The organism is Streptomyces sp. NPDC058646, assembly GCF_042716875.1.
Taxonomy (GTDB): Bacteria; Actinomycetota; Actinomycetes; order Streptomycetales; family Streptomycetaceae; genus Streptomyces.
On record NZ_JBHXRK010000001.1, the window covers coordinates 469,014 to 487,980 of the forward strand.

At 73.5% G+C, this 18,967-nt stretch carries 17 protein-coding genes; 10 read left to right on the forward strand and 7 right to left on the reverse strand.

All coding sequences use genetic code 11. From position 1 onward, the window contains the following. The first annotated feature begins 47 nt into the window (after positions 1-47). The 5 genes from ACFWUZ_RS02030 to ACFWUZ_RS02050 all read left to right on the forward strand — a co-directional run bounded on the left by ACFWUZ_RS02030 (position 48) and on the right by ACFWUZ_RS02050 (position 6,089). Positions 48-1,277 carry a DUF6777 domain-containing protein gene (locus ACFWUZ_RS02030; protein WP_384365491.1) on the forward strand — a complete coding sequence of 410 codons (1,230 nt, stop codon included), beginning with the start codon at positions 48-50 and terminating at the stop codon, positions 1,275-1,277. Further along, positions 1,249-3,375: a SpoIIE family protein phosphatase gene (locus ACFWUZ_RS02035; RefSeq protein ID WP_384365494.1), complete on the forward strand. Its 2,127-nt coding sequence runs from the start codon at positions 1,249-1,251 to the stop codon at positions 3,373-3,375. Before ACFWUZ_RS02030 ends, ACFWUZ_RS02035 begins: the two co-directional genes overlap by 29 nt. 156 nt (positions 3,376-3,531) lie before the next feature. Then, positions 3,532-4,764, forward strand: coding sequence for a hypothetical protein (locus ACFWUZ_RS02040; protein ID WP_384365497.1), 1,233 nt, complete (start codon positions 3,532-3,534; stop codon positions 4,762-4,764). A gap of 20 nt (positions 4,765-4,784) precedes the next feature. Beyond that, positions 4,785-5,645, forward strand: coding sequence for an Fpg/Nei family DNA glycosylase (locus tag ACFWUZ_RS02045; protein ID WP_384365500.1), 861 nt, complete (start codon positions 4,785-4,787; stop codon positions 5,643-5,645). Positions 5,646-5,672: 27 nt separating this feature from the next. Continuing rightward, positions 5,673-6,089 carry a hypothetical protein gene (locus ACFWUZ_RS02050; protein ID WP_384365503.1) on the forward strand — a complete coding sequence of 139 codons (417 nt, stop codon included), beginning with the start codon at positions 5,673-5,675 and terminating at the stop codon, positions 6,087-6,089. Here the strand turns inward: ACFWUZ_RS02050 and ACFWUZ_RS02055 are convergent. Continuing rightward, positions 6,086-6,586 (reverse strand): hypothetical protein, encoded by a 501-nt coding sequence (locus tag ACFWUZ_RS02055; RefSeq protein ID WP_384365506.1) that lies wholly within the window; start codon positions 6,584-6,586, stop codon positions 6,086-6,088. The two genes, ACFWUZ_RS02050 and ACFWUZ_RS02055, sit on opposite strands and share 4 nt — an antisense overlap. 190 nt (positions 6,587-6,776) lie before the next feature. Continuing rightward, a complete protein-coding gene (locus ACFWUZ_RS02060; protein WP_384365509.1) occupies positions 6,777-7,316 on the reverse strand; it encodes a sigma-70 family RNA polymerase sigma factor in 540 nt (179 codons plus the stop codon). 310 nt (positions 7,317-7,626) lie between these two features. Between ACFWUZ_RS02060 and ACFWUZ_RS02065 the strand changes: the two genes are divergently transcribed. Beyond that, the gene (locus ACFWUZ_RS02065; protein ID WP_384365512.1) at positions 7,627-8,829 is read left to right on the forward strand and encodes a CapA family protein; all 1,203 of its coding nucleotides are present in this window, start codon (positions 7,627-7,629) and stop codon (positions 8,827-8,829) included. A gap of 43 nt (positions 8,830-8,872) precedes the next feature. Here the strand turns inward: ACFWUZ_RS02065 and ACFWUZ_RS02070 are convergent, their stop codons facing one another. Next, positions 8,873-9,334, reverse strand: a complete 462-nt coding sequence (locus tag ACFWUZ_RS02070) for a universal stress protein (protein WP_384365515.1) — start codon at positions 9,332-9,334, stop codon at positions 8,873-8,875. Between the two features lie 60 nt (positions 9,335-9,394). Between ACFWUZ_RS02070 and lysX the strand changes: the two genes are divergently transcribed. Both lysX and ACFWUZ_RS02080 read left to right on the forward strand, forming a co-directional pair. Continuing rightward, positions 9,395-12,700, forward strand: a complete 3,306-nt coding sequence (lysX, locus tag ACFWUZ_RS02075; RefSeq protein ID WP_384365518.1) for a bifunctional lysylphosphatidylglycerol synthetase/lysine--tRNA ligase LysX — start codon at positions 9,395-9,397, stop codon at positions 12,698-12,700. A 126-nt stretch (positions 12,701-12,826) separates the two neighbouring features. Continuing rightward, positions 12,827-13,681 (forward strand): polysaccharide deacetylase family protein, encoded by an 855-nt coding sequence (locus tag ACFWUZ_RS02080; protein ID WP_384365521.1) that lies wholly within the window; start codon positions 12,827-12,829, stop codon positions 13,679-13,681. Positions 13,682-13,684: 3 nt separating this feature from the next. On the opposite strand, the gene ACFWUZ_RS02085 is transcribed toward ACFWUZ_RS02080, so the two are convergent. Further along, positions 13,685-14,347, reverse strand: coding sequence for a class F sortase (locus ACFWUZ_RS02085; RefSeq protein WP_384365524.1), 663 nt, complete (start codon positions 14,345-14,347; stop codon positions 13,685-13,687). A 399-nt stretch (positions 14,348-14,746) separates the two neighbouring features. Between ACFWUZ_RS02085 and ACFWUZ_RS02090 the strand changes: the two genes are divergently transcribed. Then, the gene (locus ACFWUZ_RS02090) at positions 14,747-15,247 is read left to right on the forward strand and encodes a hypothetical protein (RefSeq protein ID WP_384365526.1); all 501 of its coding nucleotides are present in this window, start codon (positions 14,747-14,749) and stop codon (positions 15,245-15,247) included. 180 nt (positions 15,248-15,427) lie between these two features. On the opposite strand, the gene ACFWUZ_RS02095 is transcribed toward ACFWUZ_RS02090, so the two are convergent. From ACFWUZ_RS02095 to ACFWUZ_RS02105, 3 genes are all read right to left on the reverse strand, one after another. After that, positions 15,428-16,072 (reverse strand): hypothetical protein, encoded by a 645-nt coding sequence (locus ACFWUZ_RS02095; protein WP_384365529.1) that lies wholly within the window; start codon positions 16,070-16,072, stop codon positions 15,428-15,430. A gap of 196 nt (positions 16,073-16,268) precedes the next feature. Continuing rightward, complete coding sequence (locus ACFWUZ_RS02100) at positions 16,269-17,039, reverse strand: hypothetical protein (protein WP_384365532.1); 771 nt, start codon at positions 17,037-17,039, stop codon at positions 16,269-16,271. A 36-nt stretch (positions 17,040-17,075) separates the two neighbouring features. Continuing rightward, positions 17,076-17,231 carry a hypothetical protein gene (locus ACFWUZ_RS02105; protein ID WP_384365535.1) on the reverse strand — a complete coding sequence of 52 codons (156 nt, stop codon included), beginning with the start codon at positions 17,229-17,231 and terminating at the stop codon, positions 17,076-17,078. An 884-nt stretch (positions 17,232-18,115) separates the two neighbouring features. Between ACFWUZ_RS02105 and ACFWUZ_RS02110 the strand changes: the two genes are divergently transcribed. Then, positions 18,116-18,946: an SAM-dependent methyltransferase gene (locus ACFWUZ_RS02110; protein ID WP_384365538.1), complete on the forward strand. Its 831-nt coding sequence runs from the start codon at positions 18,116-18,118 to the stop codon at positions 18,944-18,946. Positions 18,947-18,967 lie beyond the last annotated feature (21 nt).

The following is an 18,967-nucleotide window of genomic DNA, read 5'->3' on the forward strand; positions in this document are numbered from 1 at the left end:
CACCTCGTCAGGCGCCGCGCCGTCACGGTCCCGCGGGAACCGCCCTCTTGGCCGTCCTCGCCCTGTTCGCCGCGGGCTGCGGCGGCTCCGAGGAGACCGTGGGCGCGGCCGGATCCGAGAGCCAGGAGGTCTACCTCGAACCCGTCGCCGCCGCCGGACCCGCCCCCTTCACCGCCTCCTCCGCCACCCGGGAGTCGGCCCCCGTTCAGCTCCCGCTGCCCAATCCGACCGGCCGGGGCATCCGCACGGTGAACGCGGCCACGCCGGGCCTGTACGGAGGAACCCAGCGGCTCGGCAGCTGCGACGTGGAGCAGCAGGTGCGCTACCTCACCGCCGACGAGGCCAAGGCCCGCGCCTTCGCCGAGGCCTCCGGCATCGAAGCGGCGAAGATCTCCGACTTCCTGCGCGGCCTCACCCCCGTCGTGCTCCGCGCCGACACCCGGGTCACCAGCCACGGCTTCCGCGGGGGCGCCGCCGACGGCTTCCAGGCCGTCCTCCAGGCGGGCACGGCCGTCCTCGTCGACGACCACGGCATGCCCCGGGTGCGCTGCGCGTGCGGCAACCCGCTCCAGTCCCCGCGCGCGGGGAAGGGCTCACCGGTCCACAAGGGCGACCCGTGGAGCGGCTACCGGCCCAACCAGGTCATCGTCATCGAACCGACCCCCCACGTGATCGACAACCTGGTGATCGTCAACATCGCCGACAACACCTGGATCGAGCGCAAGACCGGCGACGACGGCGCCCAGGACCGCACCCCGCGGGTGGTCCCCCCGTACGACCCGGCGAACGGCATCCCGAACGCCGACCCCGGCGGCACCACACCGGCCGACCCGTGCCTGACCACCGGCCCGACCCGTACGGCGCCGCCCACCGAGCCGGGCCGCCGCAGCGCGCCGGGCACCGCCGCGGCCCCCGGGCCGCTGCCCCCGGCCCCCCGCCCCACGGACTGCCCGCCGGAGCCCGGTACCGGCCGCGAGGGCCTCCCGGACCGGCCGCTGAACCCGGCGGAGCCGCAGAAGCCCCCGAACAGCGTCCCCTCGGACGGCACCTCCGACTTCCCGGCCGAGCCCGACCTCCAGGGCGACCCGATGGCGCCCGACGCCTTCGACCCGGAGGCCCCCTACGATCCGAACGCCCAGGGCGAACCGATGGCGCCGGACTTCCCGCAGGAACCCGACGGCACGGCCCCCGCGCCGGACGACCCGTTCGACCCGAACACCGTCCCCGACCCGCAACTGGACCCCTCCGATGCCGGTTCCTCCCTGGAGAGCGCCTGACCGGGCCGTGTGTCATGGTGGACCGGTGCCGAGCACCGTTTCCCTCCCGGACGACTGGCCCGCGCATCCTGACCGGTCGCTGGCACTGAACCGGATGGGCAGTTTCGACTGGGACCTGGCCACCGGCCTCATGCACCTGGACGCGGCGGCCCTGGACGTCTTCGACACGGCTCCCGAGGCGTACGACGGGCGGCCGGACTCCCTGTCGCCGCGCGTCCCGGCGGCCGAGGCGGCCCGGCTCGACGCCCTGGTCTCCAGCGCCCTCAAGAGCAGCGAGGACACCTACGGCGCCTACTTCCGCATCCGGTGCCACGACGGCCGGCTGCGCTGGACCCACACCCAGGGCCGCGTCATGCGCGGCCCGGACGGGCGCCCGTACCGGATCATCGGCATCGTCCGCGACGCCACCGAGGAACTCAGTCATTCGGCGGAGCGGCTCGGGCTCGACGAGGAGCGGCGCCGCCAGACGTCGGTCGTCGAGAGCACCACCGCCGCCCTCGCGCACGCCCGGACCGTCCGGGACGTCATCGACGCTCTCGGCGACGCCCACGGCCTGGAGCGGCTCGGCTCGATGGGCATGGTGATGGGTCTCGTCGAAGCCGGCCGGATCCATCTCGTCGCCGAAGGACCCCAGGGCAGCTTCGTGCCCGGCACCCGCTACACCCGCGTCGACGAGCAGTACCCGATGAGCGAGGTCGTCCGCTCGCTCCAGCCGCGCTTCCTCGACTCGGCGCAGGAGTTCGCCCAGGACTATCCGGGCCTCTGGGCGAAGATCTCGTACATGGACATCTCGGCGGCGGCCTACCTGCCGCTGATCGCCCAGGCCCGCCCGATCGGCGCGATCGGCCTCCTCTACCAGCACAAGGACGGCTTCACCCAGGACGAGCGCAACCTGCTCGTCGCACTGGGCAGCAGCATCGCCCAGAGCCTCCAGCGGGCCATGCTGCTGGAGCAGGAGCACGATCTGGCGGAAGGCCTCCAGCAGGCCATGCTGCCCCGGCGGATCCCGCCCGTGCCGGGCGGGCAGATCGCCGTACGGTACCGGTCCGCCCGGATGGGCCAGGACATCGGAGGCGACTGGTACGACGTCATCCCGCTGCCCTGCGGCTCCCCCTCCGCAGGCCGCGGGGGCGGTCGCGTCGGCGCGGTCATCGGCGACGTGCAGGGCCACGACACCCACGCGGCGGCCGTCATGGGCCAGCTGCGCATCGTGCTGCGCGCCTATGCCGCCGAAGGGCACGCGCCGGCCACGGTCATGGCCCGGGCGTCCGTCTTCCTGCACGAGCTCGACACCGACCGCTTCGCGACCTGCATGTACGTGGAGGCCGACCTGTCCACGGGCGTGCTCCAGCTGGTACGGGCGGGCCACATCGACCCCCTGCTGCGCACCCGGGACGGGGACTGCCGCAGGCTCCCGGTGAGCGGCGGCATGCCGCTCGGCCTGTCGGCCCAGTTCGGCCGACTCGAATACCCGGTGACCACCGTGGAACTGGACCCGGGAGAAACGATACTGCTCTGCACGGACGGCCTGGTGGAACAGCCCGGAGCGGACCTCGACGACGGCATCCAGCTGCTCACCACCCTCGTCCGTACCGGCCCCGCCGACCTGCAGCTGCTGGCGGACCGGCTCTGCGGAGTCGTCGACGAACGAGGCGGGGACGACGACATGGCGCTCCTCCTGCTGCGCCGCGACGTGGAGGACCCCCCGCAGGGCGGCGGCCGCTTCCGGCAGCACGTGGCCCCGGGCGACCCGGAGGCCCTGGTGTCGGCCCGGCACATGATCGGGGCGGCCGTGCGCGCCTGGGGCGCCCGGGAGCGGGTCGACGAGATCGAGCTGGTCGCCGACGAGCTGATCGTGAACGCCCTGATGCACACCGACGGCCCGGCGATCGTGACCCTGCGCGTCCTGACCGGCGCCGCACGACGCCTCCGCGTCGAGGTCGAGGACCGCTCCAGCGCGCTGCCGAGACGCCGGGAAGCGGGGGACTCGGGCGTCTCGGGGCGGGGGCTGATGCTGGTGGACCGCCTGGCGGACGACTGGGGCGTGGAACCGCGGGGCGGCGGCAAATGCGTGTGGTGCGAGTTCGCGATGGCCTGAGCCGTCCCGCGCCCTTCCTGCCGGACCCCGCGCCTCCTGCCGGACCCCGGACCCCGGCGGCCGTCGCCGCCGCCCCTCCGGGGCGTCCCCGGTCTCCGCCGGGCCCCGCGGAAAGTCCGTTGCGGGGACACCTGCCGGTCATCCAGGATCGTGGCGATGACCAACGCCATGGAAGACGTGCGCCGACTGCTGAAGAACGGCGATCTGCCCGGAGCCGTACGGTCGCTGCGGCCGCACGCCGAGACGGCTCCGCTCCCCGAACTCGCCGGGGCCGTCCGCGCCTTGGCCGATGCCGCCGGGTTCGAGGACCTGGCCGGCGCCGCCGAGGCCGCCGCGGCACGGCCGCAGGACCCGCAGGCCCTCTACGACCTCGGCTACGGCTGCGTCGAACGCGGTATCGCCTTCCTCGCCGTCGCACCACTGCGCGAGGCACTGCGGCTGCTCCCCGGCTCCCGGCCGCTGCTCGCCGAACTGGTCTCCGCCCTGGAGGACGAACACCGGCACGCCGAGGCCGCCGCGCTCCTCGCCGCCCGGGGCGACGGCCTGCCCGCCTGGCCCGAGACGTACCTCCTGGTCCACCACACCCTCCTCGCCGGAGACCCGGCCGGGGCCCGGGCCGCCGCCGCCCGGCTGCCCGACCCCGAGGACCCCGCCTGGCACGGGGCGCACGCCCGCCAGCGCCGGATGCTGGCCCGCGCCGAACTCGCGGCCACCGCCGGGCCGCTCGACACCACCGACCTGCGCGGGTGGCAGTTCACCCTCACCGGAGCCCTGCTGGGCACGATCTCCCCGTACGGCTACGACGCCGGCATGACGGGCCGCTACGCCTACCTCGGCGACACCCACGAGCTGTGCCGCCGCGGCCTGCACCGGCTCGCGCTGGCCCTGGCGGCGGCCGGGCAGGAGCCGGCCACCGTCTCGCTGCTGCCCGGCCGCTCCGACCGGATCCTCGGGCTGGCCGCCGCCGCGGTGCTCGGGCTGCCCGCCGTGCCCTACGAGCCCGCGCGGACGGACACCGTCGTCGTCGCGTACGACCTGAACGACTGCGACGGGGACCTCGTGCAGAGCCTGCGCACCCGCGCCGACCGCCAGGTCCTGCACGAGCACGCCACCCGCTGGACCGGGCCGCCCCCGGTGAGCGCCGACTCCAGCGCCCTTCTCGCCCAGATCGTCGCCGTGGCCTGGAAGGACGACGACCGCCCCGAGGAGGAGATCGCCCGGGAGGTCGCGGCCGCCGACCCCACCGCCGACCCGGGCGACGGAGCGGCCCCGCGCGACCCCGACGAAGCCTTCCGCGCCTACGCGGCGGCCGTGGCCCCCGGCTGGCTCACCGGCACCCGCGACCACCTCGGCTCGCCCGGCCCGGTGCCCAGCTCGCGCTTCGCCTGAGGCGGCGGCAGGCTGGGAGCATGCCGGAGCTGCCGGAGGTCGAGGCCCTGCGGGAGTACCTCGACGAGCACCTCACCGGGCGGGTGGTGGAGCGCGTCCACCCGCTCGCGGTGAGCGTGCTCAAGACGTACGACCCGCCGGTCACCGCCCTCGAAGGCGAGCGGGCCGGGGCCACCACCCGCCACGGCAAGTTCCTGGCCCTGGCCGTCGGCGAACTCCACCTCGTCACCCACCTGGCCCGGGCCGGCTGGCTTCGCTGGCAGGACACCCTGCCCGCGCAGCCGCCGCGCCCGGGCAAGGGGCCGCTGGCCCTGCGCGTCGCCCTGGAGGGCGGCGGCGGCTTCGACCTCACCGAGGCGGGGACCCAGAAGCGGCTCGCCGTATACGTGGTGCACGACCCCCAGGAGGTCCCCGGCATCGCCCGGCTCGGACCGGACCCGCTCGCCGCCGGCTTCGACCGGGACGCCTTCGCCGGGCTGCTGGAGGGCGAGAAGCGCCAGATCAAGGGCGTGCTGCGCGACCAGAGCGTCATCGCCGGCATCGGCAACGCCTACAGCGACGAGATCCTGCACCGGGCCCGGGTCTCCCCCTTCAAACTGGCCGCCTCCTTCGACGAGGAGCAGGTCACCCTGCTGTACGAGGCCGTGCAGGACACCCTGCACGAGGCGGTCGGCCGGGCGCACGGCCTGGCGGCCGGGCAGCTCAAGGCCGAGAAGAAGAGCGGGCTGCGGGTCCACGGCCGGGACGGCGAACCCTGCCCGGTGTGCGGGGACACCGTCCGCTCGGTGTCCTTCGCCGACTCCTCGCTCCAGTACTGCCCCACCTGCCAGACCGGCGGGAAGCCGCTCGCCGACCGGCGGCTCTCGCGTCTCCTCAAGTAGTCCGGGGCTGCGTAGACTCCCACGCCAATGGCCGAGGAGCAGCAGTCGCCGCCCCGGCGCGAGATCGTCACCGGGGTTTCCCGGGGCACCCGCCGCCGGGCGCCCGCGCACACCCCGGCGTGTTCGGAGATATCCGAGCAGACCACCCTCGGCGCGACCTACGTACGGGCCATCATGCGCAGCCAGTTGCGGGCCGGCCTGGGGGCGCTGGCCGTGCTCGTGCCGCTCGTCGCCGTACTGCCGCTGGTGCTCGTCCTGCCGGGGGCCGGGTCGGGGCCGCTGGTCTGGCTGGCGCTGGGGCTGCTGGCGTACCCGGTGATGTGGCTCATCGCCCGCTGGTACGTCACCCGGGCCGAGCGCAACGAGGCCGATTTCACCGGCTTGGTGACGGATCCGGCGGAGGCCCCGAGCACCCCCCGGCCGCGGCCCCGGGGCCCCCTCTAGAACAGGTGCATGGCCAAGTGGCCGAGGGGCAGTCCGAGTTGCCACGCCGGGGTCCAGACGCGGACGCTCTCGTCGAGTCCCGGCGGGGTGTCGGTGCGGTCGGGCCGTCCGGGGTCGAGGTTGGTGGCGAACAGTTCGGTGCGGTCCAGCCAGCGCCAGGCCGCCCGGGCCAGTTCCAGGTCCGGGTCCTCGCCCCCGCCGCGTTCCCTGGCCTCCTCGCCCAGCGCCAGGAACCGGGTGTGCACCCAGTCGCGCCAGGGGTGCCCGTACGCGGTGAGGGACAGCCACTCGTCGAGCTGCGAGACCACCCGGATCCCGGAGAGTTCGCCGGCCGCGTCCGAGAGGTAGATCGTCAGCGCGAGCGTGTCGCGTCCGGCCCGGAACTCCAGGGTGCTGACCGGGATCAGCCGGCCCGTGCGCAGCAGTTCGTCCGCGATGTACTCGGCGTAGAGCCAGGCCATGGGCACCGCGAGCCCGCCGTCACTGGTGCCGTTCATACCCTCGGGCTGCACCGTTCCACCTTCTCCCGCGCGTTGAGCCGTCCCGCCGTCACGCCCTGAGCCTTCCCCCAGCGGCTTGAGGAGCGGGGGATGTTTACTCAACTTGAACAGTCTGGTGCCGAATTGCTTGCGCACTGTGTCGGTTCCGTGCACGTTCGGGACGTTCCTTGTGCCCTCGCGCCGCGACTCAGGCGCCGAGGCCGTACCCGTACCCCTGGAGGTCCTTCCGCAGGGCGCGCAGCGCGTAGTACGTACGGGACTTGACCGTTCCGGCCGGAATGCCGAGTTCCGCCGCCGCCTCGGCGACGGACCGGTCCTGGAAGTAGACCTGCATCAGCACCTCCCGGTGCTCCGGACCCAGTGAGCCGACGGCTCGGCGGACGTCGATCGCGATGACCGAGCCGGCCACCTCGTCGACCGGCGCCGGCGCCTGCTCCAGTCCTTCGGGGTCCACCTCCTGCGGCCGGGAGAGCCGGGCCCGGCGGGCGTCGATCGCGAGCCGCCGGGCGACCGTGAACAGCCACGGCCGCATCGACTCGTGGGCGGAGGCCAGGACCTCGGGATGCTGCCAGGCCCGTACCAGGGTCTCCTGCACGAGGTCCTCGGCGCGCTGGGCGTCCCCGGCCGTGAGGCCGAGCAGGAATCCGAACAGGGCACGTCCGTGATCGCGCTGGAGTTCGGCCAGCGCCTCGGGGTCCGTGCGCCGGAGACTGGGTGAGATCGGCACGAGGGGCTCCTTCCGAGGTGCGGGAGGTCCGTAAGGGGAGGCGACGGATCCACCCTCACCTGCACGGGGCCGACCGGGAACCGTCCGGCCCGGGCATTGCGCCCAAGCCCCCGGGTCGTCCGGTGGGCGGCCGCAGCGGTCGGTGAACGGTCGAACGGCGCGGCGAACGGCGCGGGTGCGCGGACTGCCGCGCCGGGGCCGCCATCGGAGTGAGACCGGGCCGTGCGGACGGAGCCGTTCCTTGACTTGACGCGTCTCCTTCTATGGATTGCATCTCATCCAATAATCGTATTAAAGGGAGCCGCGGCAGATGATCAAGCGCACCCGGCGGACCGCCGCCGTCCTCGCGGCCCTCCTGCTGTCGGCCGTCGGCTGCACGGCGGCCGGAGGACCCGCCCCGGCCCGGCTGGCGGGCTCCGGCGGACCGGCCCCGTCCACCGCGGCCGGAGCCCCCGCGGCATCCGCCGCCGGCCGGGGCTTCACCCTCGTCGCGAGCGGTGACGTACTGCCCCACACCTCCGTCATCCGGCAGGGGGCGGCCGACGCGGAGGGGGGCGGTTACGACTTCCGGCCCATGTTCTCCGGCGTCCGACCCGTGGTGTCCGCGGCCGACCTGGCCCTGTGCCACATGGAGACCGTCTACGGAGAGGATGGCGGCCCGTACACCGGATACCCGGCCTTCGTCTCCCCGCCCGAGATCGCCGACGCACTGAAGCACACGGGCTACGACGGCTGCTCCACAGCCTCCAACCACACCCTGGACGACGGTGCCGACGGGCTGCGCCGCACGCTGGACCGGTTCGACAAGGTCGGCCTGAAGCACGCCGGTTCGGCCCGCACGGCGGCCGAGGCCGCGGCGGTCACCCTGTACACGGCCGGCTCGGCCGAGGTGGCGCACCTCGCCTACACCTACGGCACCAACGGCCACCCGATGCCCGAGGGGCAGCCGTGGGCGGTCGGCCTCATGCAGCGGGACACGATCGTCGCCGATGCGCGGGCCGCCCGGAAGGCCGGCGCCGACGTGGTCCTGGTGAGCGTGCACTGGGGCACGGAATGGCAGACGGAGCCGGACGCCACGCAGCTCTCCCTGGGCAGGGAGCTGACCGCCTCGCAGACCGGCGGCCGCCCGGACATCGACCTGGTCCTCGGCACGCACGCACACGTCCCGCAGGCCTACGAGAAGGTCAACGGCACGTGGATCGTCTACGGCATGGGGGACCAGGTCGCCGGGCAGATGTTCAACCACTCCGGCGAGGAGGATCCGCGCGGAAGCTACGGTTCCATCGGACGCTTCACCTTCGTCCCGCCCGCAGCGGCCGGGCAGCGCTGGCAGGTCACCAAGGCGGAGTTCGTCCCCCAGTGGATGGACCGGGGCGCGGGCCGCGTGGTCAACCTCGCCGAGGGCCTCGCCGCGCACCCCGACCGCGAGGACTACCGGACGGCGCAGGAGGCCGTCACCGAAGCAGTCCTCAGCCGCGGCGCGGCCAAGGAGGGCCTGACGATGGGCCGGTAGCCGGGCCGGTAGCCGGGCCCGACGGCCACAGAGCCCTGGCGCCTCAGGGCACCACGGTCACGGGCCACTTGCCCGCCTTGACCAGGCGGACCGCCACCGAGCCCACGAAGCGGTGGCCCGCCTGCTCGGACGCGCCGACCACCACCGCGTCCGCCGTCAGCTCCTCCGCCGCGCTGACCAGACCCGCGTACGGGTCGCCGCGGAAGGTGTGGAACTGCCAGCGCACCTCGTAGATGCCCCTGAGCCGCTCCGCCGACTCCCGGATCTCCGCGATCAGCTCCTGTGCGATGTCCCCGGTGGCGTCGCCCACCGGGGCGCCCATCGAGGCCCCGGCAGTCATCACCGGCTGGACGTACACCAGGGCCAGCAGCGCGTTCTGCCTGCGGGCCAGGCCCGCCGCGTAGGCCGCCGCGCGCAGCGAGGAATCCGATCCGTCAACCCCGGCGACGATCACCTTCGGGCCGTCCGTACCGCGCTCGAACCCCGTGTTCACGTGCTCTGTCACCCTTCCGAGGCTAGCGGGCTCGGCGCGCGGACCGCCGCCGCCCTCCCTACAGTGCGAACCATGAGTGTCAGCGCGGGGGAGACCCACGGAACCCGGAACCGCTTCCTGAACCGGGTGCCCGACGGATTCGGCGCGTTCTTCGCGGTGCTCGGCCTGCTGTGCGCCCTGCTCGCGCTCTCGCCGACGCTGCGGCGGCTGCTGCGGCACGTGGTGCGCTTCCTCGACCTCGTCGTGGTGCCGGTCAGCGCGAACCTCGCCTACGCCGTCTTCCTCTTCCTCCTCGCCGCCGCCCTCGGCACCCGCAAGAAGGTCGCCTGGTGGATCGTCGTCACCTATCTGGCCCTGCTGATCCTCGACGACGTGCTGGACATGGCCGTCGGCGACTACTGGGTCGGCGTCCCCTCCCTGCTCGTCGCGGTCGCCGCCCTCGCGCTCCTGATCGCCGCCCGCCAGGAGTTCTACGCCGCCTCCCGCCCCGGAGCCCTGTGGCGCGCCCTGACGGTGCTCGGCCTCGGCCTGCTCGCCGCCGTCCTCGTGGGCTGGGGCCTCGTCGCGCTCTTCCCGGGCACCCTGGCCAAGGGCCAGTGGCTGGACTGGGCCGCCAAGGAGGTCTTCGGCGGCCTCTTCTCCGCCCGCCAGTTCGACGGGCGCCCACCCCGCCCGCTGTCCTTCCTGCTCGGCCTGTTCGGCGCCCTCGCCCTGCTGAACGCCGCCGCGACCCTCTTCCGTTCCCAGCGGCTGACCGCCGCCCTGCACGGGGACGAGGAGCCCCGGATCCGGGCCCTCCTCGGGGCGTACGGCCGGGGCGACTCCCTCGGCTACTTCGCCACCCGGCGCGACAAGGCGGTCGTCTTCGCCCCCAACGGCATGGCCGCGGTCACCTACCGGGTCGAGGCCGGCGTCTGCCTCGCCAGCGGCGACCCGGTGGGCGACCCAGGAGCCTGGACCCCCGCCATCGACGCCTGGCTGGCCGTGGCCCGCCGCTACGGCTGGCAGCCCGCCGTCATGGGCGCCTCCGAGGACGGTGCCACCGCCTACGCCCGCTCCGGACTCAGCGCCCTCCAGCTCGGCGACGAGGCGATCCTGCACGTCGGTCGCTTCGACCTCGACGGCCGCGACATGCGCGTCACCCGCCAGGCCGTCAACCGCGTCCAGCGCACCGGAGCCACCACCGTCATCCGCCGCCACTGCGCCCTCTCCGAGGACGAGATGCAGATGATCGTGGACCGGGCCGACCGGTGGCGCGACACCGAGACCGAGCGCGGCTTCTCGATGGCGCTGGACCGGCTCGGCGACGCCGCCGACGGGGACTGCCTCCTCGTCGAGGCCCTCGACGAGAAGGGGGAGCTGATCGCCCTGCTCTCCTTCGTCCCCTGGGGCAGGGACGGCATCTCCCTCGACCTGATGCGCCGCGACCGCGCCGCGCCCAACGGGGTCATGGAGTTCATGGTCGCCCAGCTCTGCGCCGCCGCCCCCGGCCTGGGCGTGCGCCGGATCTCCCTCAACTTCGCCGTCTTCCGCTCCGCCTTCGAGGAGGGCGGCCGGATCGGGGCGGGCCCCGTCCTCAAGCTCTGGCGCAAGCTGCTGCTGTTCTTCTCCCGGTGGTGGCAGCTGGAGGCGCTGTACCGGTCGAACGTCAAGTACGGCCCCGAGTGGTACCCGCGGTTCCTCTGCTACCAGGACGCCGGCTCGCTCGCCCGCGTCAGCCTCGCGTCCGGCATCGCCGAGGGCTTCGTCTCCGTACCCAGCCTGCGCACCCTGTGGGGCAACGGCCACCCCAAGGGCCTCACCAACCCGGCCACCACCGAGGGGCTCCCGTCCCTCGCCTCCCTGAACCTGGACGCCGTGGGGGAGGAGTCCGCCGGGGCGGCCCGCACCGAGCGGCTGCCCGAGCAGGTCCGGGTGCGCCACGACAAGGTCGAGCGCATCCGGGCGTCCGGCACCGACCCGTACCCCGTCGGCATCCGGCAGCGCACCCACACCGTCGCCGAGCTCAAGGCCGTCCACCCGGGCTACCCGCCCTCCACCCGCACCGGCGAGGAAGCCACCCTGGCCGGACGGGTGATGGTCGTGCGCGACCTGGGCGGCGTGGTCTTCGCCGTGCTCCGCGACTGGTCCGGGGACCTGCAGCTGATGCTCACCCGCGACGAGGCCGGCACTTCCGTACTGGACACCTTCACCTCGCAGGTCGACTTCGGCGACCACGTGGTCGCCAGCGGCGAGATCGGCACCAGCAGGAGCGGCGAGCTGTCGCTCGTCGTCCGGTCCTGGCAGCTCACCGGCAAGTGCCTGCGCCCGCTCCCCGACAAGCGCAAGGGACTCGCCGACCCCGAGGCCCGCGTCCGGCGCCGCTACCTGGACCTCGTCGCCAGCCCCGAGGCGCGGGACGTCGTACGGGCGCGCTCCAGCGCGGTGCAGGCCCTGCGCCAGGGGCTGCTGGACCGCGGCTACCTCGAGGTCGAGACGCCGATGCTCCAGCAGATCCACGGCGGCGCCAACGCCCGCCCCTTCCGCACCCACATCAACGCCTACGACCTCGACCTGTACCTGCGCATCGCGCCCGAGCTGTACCTCAAACGGCTCTGCGTCGGCGGGATGGAGAAGGTCTTCGAGATGGGCCGCACCTTCCGCAACGAGGGCGTCTCCTACAAACACAACCCCGAGTTCACGATGCTGGAGGCCTACCAAGCCTTCGCCGACTACGATGTGATGCTCGACCTGACGCGCGACCTGATCCAGAGCGCCGCCACGGCGGCCTTCGGCTCGCCCGTCGCCCACAAGACGGGACCCGACGGGAAGCTCGTCGTCCACGACATCTCCGGGAGCTGGCCGGTCAAGACGATGTACGGGGCGATCAGCGAGGCCCTCGGCGAGGAGGTCGACGCCGACACCGAGGAGCACGTGCTGCGCGGGCTGTGCGACCGGGCCCGGGTGCCGCACGCCCCCGAGGACACCCGCGGCGACGTGGTCCTGGAGATGTACGAGCGGCTGGTGGAGGAGCGGACCCTGCTGCCCACCTTCTACAAGGACTTCCCGACCGACGTCTCCCCGCTCACCCGCCAGCACCGCAGGGACCCCCGCCTCGCGGAGCGCTGGGACCTGGTCGCCTTCGGCACCGAACTGGGCACCGCCTATTCGGAACTGACCGACCCCGTCGAGCAGCGGCGCCGCCTCACCGCCCAGTCGCTGCTCGCGGCGGGCGGCGACCCGGAGGCGATGGAACTCGACAACGACTTCCTGGACGCCCTGGAGTACGCGATGCCACCGACCGGCGGCCTGGGCATCGGCGTCGACCGCCTGGTGATGTTCCTGACGGGGCTGACGATCCGCGAGACGCTCCCCTTCCCGCTGGTGCGCCGGGGCTGACGAGGGGCGGGCCGCTGGTCCGAGCGGGTGAGGGGACGGAGGTGCGTCCGCGCCTCTCGACATCCGGGACGATGTCGTTGATACGTAGTAATAATGAAAAATGACGAGCCGACAGTAGGGCGACGCATGCTCCTGCGCACCGCCGCCTTCCTCGGAGTCGCCGCCGCCTACGGACTGCTCAGCGCAGCCGAGGGCGGTGCGCCCGGAACCGGTACGGCGAGCGGCCCCGCCCCCGCGGCCGGGCCGGGCCCGCACCCGGCGGCGGGAGCGCCCGGAGCCCTGGTCCAGGGCCTGCCCGAGAGGTCGTACCGGCTGCGGCCGATGACGGCCGAGGCCCCCGCCCGGCAGGCCGCCGCGAAGCCCGCGGTCCGCACCCGGCCCATCCTGGAGCTGCCGTCCGACCCGAGCACGGCCAGCTCCATGGTCCTCACCTTCGACGACGGGCCGGACCCGCGCTACACCCCGGCCATCCTCGACACCCTCGCCCGGTACGGCGTCCGCGCGATGTTCTTCGTCTGCGGGGAGATGGCCGCCGAGAACCGGAGCCTGCTGCGCCGCATGGCCGACGAGGGCCACGTCATCGGCAACCACACCTGGACCCATCCGCACCTCACCCGGCTCAGCCGCCCCGCGCTCGCCGCCGAGATCGCCGACACCAGCGACGTCGTCGAGCAGCTCGTCGGCGAGCCGCCACTGTGGTTCCGTGCGCCCTACGGGGAGTGGAACCGCGCCGCCTTCGAGGTCGGGGCCGAGCTGGGCATGGAGCCGCTCGCCTGGACCGTGGACACGCTGGACTGGAAGGAACCCGGCACCGCCACGATCGTCTCCCGCGTCCTGGGGGGCGCCGGCCCCGGCGTGATCGTCCTGTCCCACGACGCGGGCGGCAACCGGACCCAGAGCGTGCAGGCGCTCGACTCGTACCTGCCCCAGCTGCTGGCGCGCGGCTACCGGATGACCCTTCCGGTGCTGCCGGCCCGCTGACCCTCAGCGGGCCTCCACCATCCGGGCGAAGACGACCACGTTGCCCTCGTAGCCGCGGGACTTGGAGTAGCCGCCGCCGCAGGTGATGACCCGGAGTTCCGGGTGCCCGGTGTCCCCGTACACCCGTGCTCCGGGGAACGTCTCCTTCGAGAACACCTCCACGCCGTAGACCTCGAACACCGCGGTGCGCCCGTCGTACCGCTCCACCTCGACGTGGCTGCCCGGCTTGACCGAGCCCAGGCCGAAGAAGACCGCCGGGCCCTGCGCGTTGTCCACGTGGCCCACGATGACCGACGAGCCGCGCTGGCCCGGCGAGATGCCGTTGAGGTACCAGCCCGCGAGGTTGCGGTCCTGCGGCGGCGGGGCGTCGATCCAGCCCTCCGCGTCCAGCCCGACCGTCATCACCGGCGCGTCCACGTTGATCGTGGGGATCCGGATGCGCTGCACCGACGAGTGGTCCAGCACCTCCAGGTCCGCCGGCGGCTGCGGCGGATTCGCCGGCAGCCGGCCGGCCGTCAACGCCACGGCCGAGGCCGCGGTGGGCTGCGGCGGTCCGTCGTCGACGGTCACGCCGTTGCGCACCATCGCGAGGCCGCTGAGCATGACCAGGGCGAGCACGCCCCACGGTGAGCGTTTGCGCGACTGCCCGGTCTCGTCCTCGCCCATCGTTCTCCCTTCCCGACGCGGGGGTCCCGTCCCGCGTTCCTGTCCCGCCCCGGTACGCCCTGCTTCGTACGCCCTGCTCCCCGCACGCTAAGGCTGCCCCGGCGGGACGGCGAGGGGGGAGGGGCGAACGGGTGGCGAGCGCTCGGCGAGGGGGCGGTGCGGAGCGGAAGGGGCCGGAAGGGGTGCGCCCATCCAGGTAATCGTCACATAAATGCCTGACGGGTCGTGACCTGCGGATCCGTCAGCTGAAACGTCCGCGCTTCGGCGTGTCGCTCAACCGGGCGGACCAAAGCCGGACATGCGGAGCTTGCGCCCCGACCCGAGGGTTCGTCGTGGGAGGCGTTCTCGTCGATCATCCGGGGCCGACGCTCCGGGGCGCTTCCCGCTGGAGGTTCCACCATGCGTGCTTTCCGCGCCCTCACCGTGACGGCGGCCGCCTGCGCCGCGATCGGACTCAGTGCTGCTCTCGCGTCCGCGAACCCCCCGAACGGAGGGGGCAACGGCCCCAGCAACATCTCGGTCAACCCGTACGCCGTGCACCAGGGCTCCACGATGCAGGTGAGCGCCTCGGGCTGCGGTCACGGCGGCACCGTCGCCTCGAACGGCAACTTCCCGCCCGCCAACCTGTCCGCGGGGTCGATCGGTTTCGCGACCGTCCGGATCTTCAACCACGCCTCGCCGGGCAACCACACGCTGTCGGTCAAGTGCAACGACAGCAACCTGGTCGCCACGCACCGCTTCCGCATCCTGCAGGGCAACGGCGCCCAGGGCGGCATCGGCGGTTCCATCGGTCCGTCCACCGCCGAGACCGCCATGGGCGCGGGTCTCGTCGGCGCTGCCGCACTCGGCGCGGGAGTGCACGTGATCCGTCGTCGCCGTCCGCTCCGCGGCCAGGCCTGAGCGGCCGGCCACCCCGGTCGGCCCCCGGAAGCCTCGACCGTGCTCGCCCCGGGTCCTGTCCAGGACCCGGGGCGACCGGCGGTTCCGGGGCGGGCGGGGCAGGACGGGGGTGCGCAGGACGGGGGTGCGCAGGACGGGGCCTTTCGGGCGGACGCGCCCGGTGGGACGGCACGGCCGGCCTCAGTGGCCGTGGCGGGCGCCCCGTCGTCGAAGGGCGTACGCGCTGCCGCCCGCGGCAGCCAGGAAGAGGGCCGAGCCGACGCCGAGTTCCACGGGGTCCAGCCCGGCCACGCTGCCGCCGAGGCCGCCGCGTACACCGCGCGCTGCCGGGGGCGTGGCGACGGTGGTGGTCCTGGTGGGCGCGGGGGCCACGGGAGCCACGGGGGCTACGGGGGCCACGGGGGCTACGGGGGCCACGCTGGCGGTCCGGGTGGAGCTGGTGGTGGGTCTGCTCGTGCCGCCGGCGATCGTCAGATCGGCCGAGCCGGTCTCCCCGTTGCAGGTGAAGGAGACGGAGTACTGGGCTCCGCGCCGGGCGTCCCGGTCGACGGTGACCCGCGCGGTCCTGCCGCGCTCGATGCTCACGGTGTCGAAGACACCGGAGGAGGCGGTGGCGAAGGCGGCGTCACAGGCGCTGACCGCGAGCACCACCTGGCCGCCGGGAGCGACCGTCGAGGGGGTGAGGGTGAAGCCGAAAGAGGTGACCTGCCGGGTGCCGGCCTCGGCCCCGGCCGAGGTGGGCGCCGTGAGGGCGCCGAGTGCGATGACGGCGCCCGCGGCGCCGACGCTCAGCAGGGCTGTGGCGGAGGTACGTATCGCGCCCATGGTGGTTCTCCGGATCCCCGAGGAGCAGCCGCGGAACGGTTTCCGCACGTGGGGGGTCGTGCGCCTCGATGCCCGTCACGCTAGGCGCGGCGGCGGTGACCCGCGATCAGGAACGGGCGAATGGGGCATAGCCCTGGGCCGAACCGGGGACGGGACCCCCGCCCCCGGTTTGCGGGCCGCCAGGGCGGGGCGGTCCTCAGTCGCCGCCGCCCAGATGCGGGAACTGTGCGAGGAACGGTTCCGCGGTGGCCGAGATGCCCCGTCCGAACGGCGCGTCGAAGTCCCAGATGAGGAACAGCAGGAACGCGATGAGCGCGCTGAACAGGCCGGCCAGCAGAAGCTCGCGGAACGACCGCCGGATCTGCAGGGTGAAGATCAGACCCACCGTCACCAGGGCCCCGGCGATCAGCCCGAACCACACCACCCCGGGCATGGTGGCCCCGGCACCAAGGCCCCGTGCGCTGCGGGCGTCGTCCGCCACCGCGACCTGGTCGACCAGCGGCTGGTACGCCTGTCCCTCGTGGTCGGTCTGCGGCTCGTAGTCGGTGACGTCCCGGCGGATACGTTCCAGCAGTTCTCCGCCGCGGTCCGTGAGTCTGCCGTGCTCCCCCATGTACTTCCACTCGGTGTCCAGTACGTGGGTCACGTACGCGTCGACGTCGGAGCGGATCCTCTGCCGCACCTCGGCCGGGTAGACCTCGGCGCGGATGCTGATCTCGTGCAGGGCCTGGGCCTCCTGGCGCACGTGCTCCTGGGCGGCCCCGCGGCCCTCCCAGACACCCGCGATCGCCAGGCCCAGCACGATCGCGTAGATCACCCCGATCATCATCGTCATGTACTCGATGACGTCCGGGGTCTCGTTCGGATCGTCGTCCTCGCCGATCCGGCGGTGGTTGAAGAACGCGATGGACAGCACCACGGCACAGGCCGCGGCCATCGCGAGGGACAGAACGAGCCATTCCGACAAGATGACTCCCCTTCGGTTACAGGTGGGGCACCGCGGCTACCGGGGGCGCAGCGCGACGATCGCGAGCACCGCGGGCGCGGAGGTCAGCAGGGTGAAGGTGACGGGTGAGATGCGGTGCTCGACCGGTTTGCGGGCGGGCGCGCGGTAGGAGGGCCGGGCCACCGGGCTCGGCGTGGCCGCCGGGGTCACCACGGGCGGGGGTACGGGCGCCGGTGCCGGGGCCGGAGGGGGTGCGGGTGCCTTGTGCGCGGGCGGGGGTGCGGGCGCGGGCTTCGGCGGTGCCGGTTCGGGCCGCACGGGCCGGGGTGCCGGTTTCGGCGGCGGTGGTGGTGGCGGCGGGGGCGGGGTGGGCTTCGGGGGAGGCGGCGTGGGGACCGGGGGCGGTGGAGTGGGCTTCGGTGTAGGTGCGGGCGTAGGTGTGGGCGTCGGCGTGGGCGTCGGCTCAGGGGGACACGGAGGCGGCGGCGGGGGCGGCGGGGGGCAGTGCCGCCCTCCGTGATGACCCCCTCCGTGATGACCCCCTCCGTGGCCGTGGCCGTGACCGTCGCCGGGGCCCTTTCCGTGGCCGTGGCCGTGATGTCCGCCACCCGGGCCGCCTCCCGCGACGGCGACGCGCGCGGCCGGGGCCGCCCCGTCGCCGGATCCGGTGGTCGCATAGGCGCTGCTATCAGCCACGGCCGGCGCGGCGGACAACGCCGCCCACAGCAGGACCGGGACGGCCAGCAGACGCCTGGCACAGGCTCTGTTCACCCGGGGAGCATGGGGCCGCGCGTGCCCGAGTGTGCGGGCCTCAGGTCCGGTTCGCCTGAACGGGTGGCCTGCCGAGCGTAGAGGTTTGAGCCAATCCTGGACCGTTCCGCGTTTGGGTCCGACTGCTCATCGATCAATTCTCAAAAGGGATTTGTCGGTATCGATCAATGTGCCCGGGGGGCACGTCAGGAGGCTTTGGTGTGTGACGAAGAACGGATCGCCAATTTCCGCTTTTGCTCGCCCCGTTGGGCAATGATCAGTAGATTCGGCTCGGACAGGAGTCCGATGCAGGACGGACCACCGCAGGAACAAGGCTTGGAGACCCGATGGAGCGCCCCGCCTGGGCCCCGCCAGGCATCGACATATCGGTGCCGAGCGTGTCCCGCATCTACGATTACTACCTGGGCGGCTCGCACAATTTCGAGGTCGACCGCCAGGCCGCCCGCCGGGCCATGGAATTCATGCCGGGCCTGCCCAAGATCATGCAGGCGAACCGGGCGTTCATGCGCCGCGCCGTCCGGCATGCCGTCGCCGAAGGCGTCACCCAGTTCCTGGACATCGGCTCCGGCATTCCCACCTTCGGCAACGTCCACGAGATCGCCCGCGCCGCCAGTCCCGAGGCGCGCGTGGTCTACGTCGACCACGACCCGGTGGCCGTCGCGCACAGCCAGGCCGTGCTCGGCGGTGACGAGCGCACCGGTGTCGTCGCCGCCGACCTCCGCAAGCCGCAGGACATCCTGAGCTCCCCCGAGGTGCGCGGGCTGCTGGACCTGGACCGCCCCGTCGCCCTGCTGCTCGTCGCCGTGCTGCACTTCCTGGAGGACACGGACGAGCCGTACGCCGCCGTCGCGGAGCTGCGCGACGCGCTGGCCCCGGGCAGCCTGCTGATCCTCACCCACGCCTCGTACGAGGGGATCCCGCTCACCAAGGAGGAGGTGGGCGGGACCGTCGGCGTCTACCGGGACATCCGCAACCCCCTCGTCATGCGCAGCGGCGAGGAGGTCCGCGGCTTCTTCGACGGCTTCGAGCTGCTGGAGCCCGGCCTCGTGCCCATGCCCAACTGGCGGCCCGACCGGTCCGAGGACACGGACGACGCCGAGGCACAGGAGGACCCGTACGCCTTCTCGGGCTTCGGCGGAGTGGGACGCAAGGCGTGAGACAACCGGCACAGACGGCGG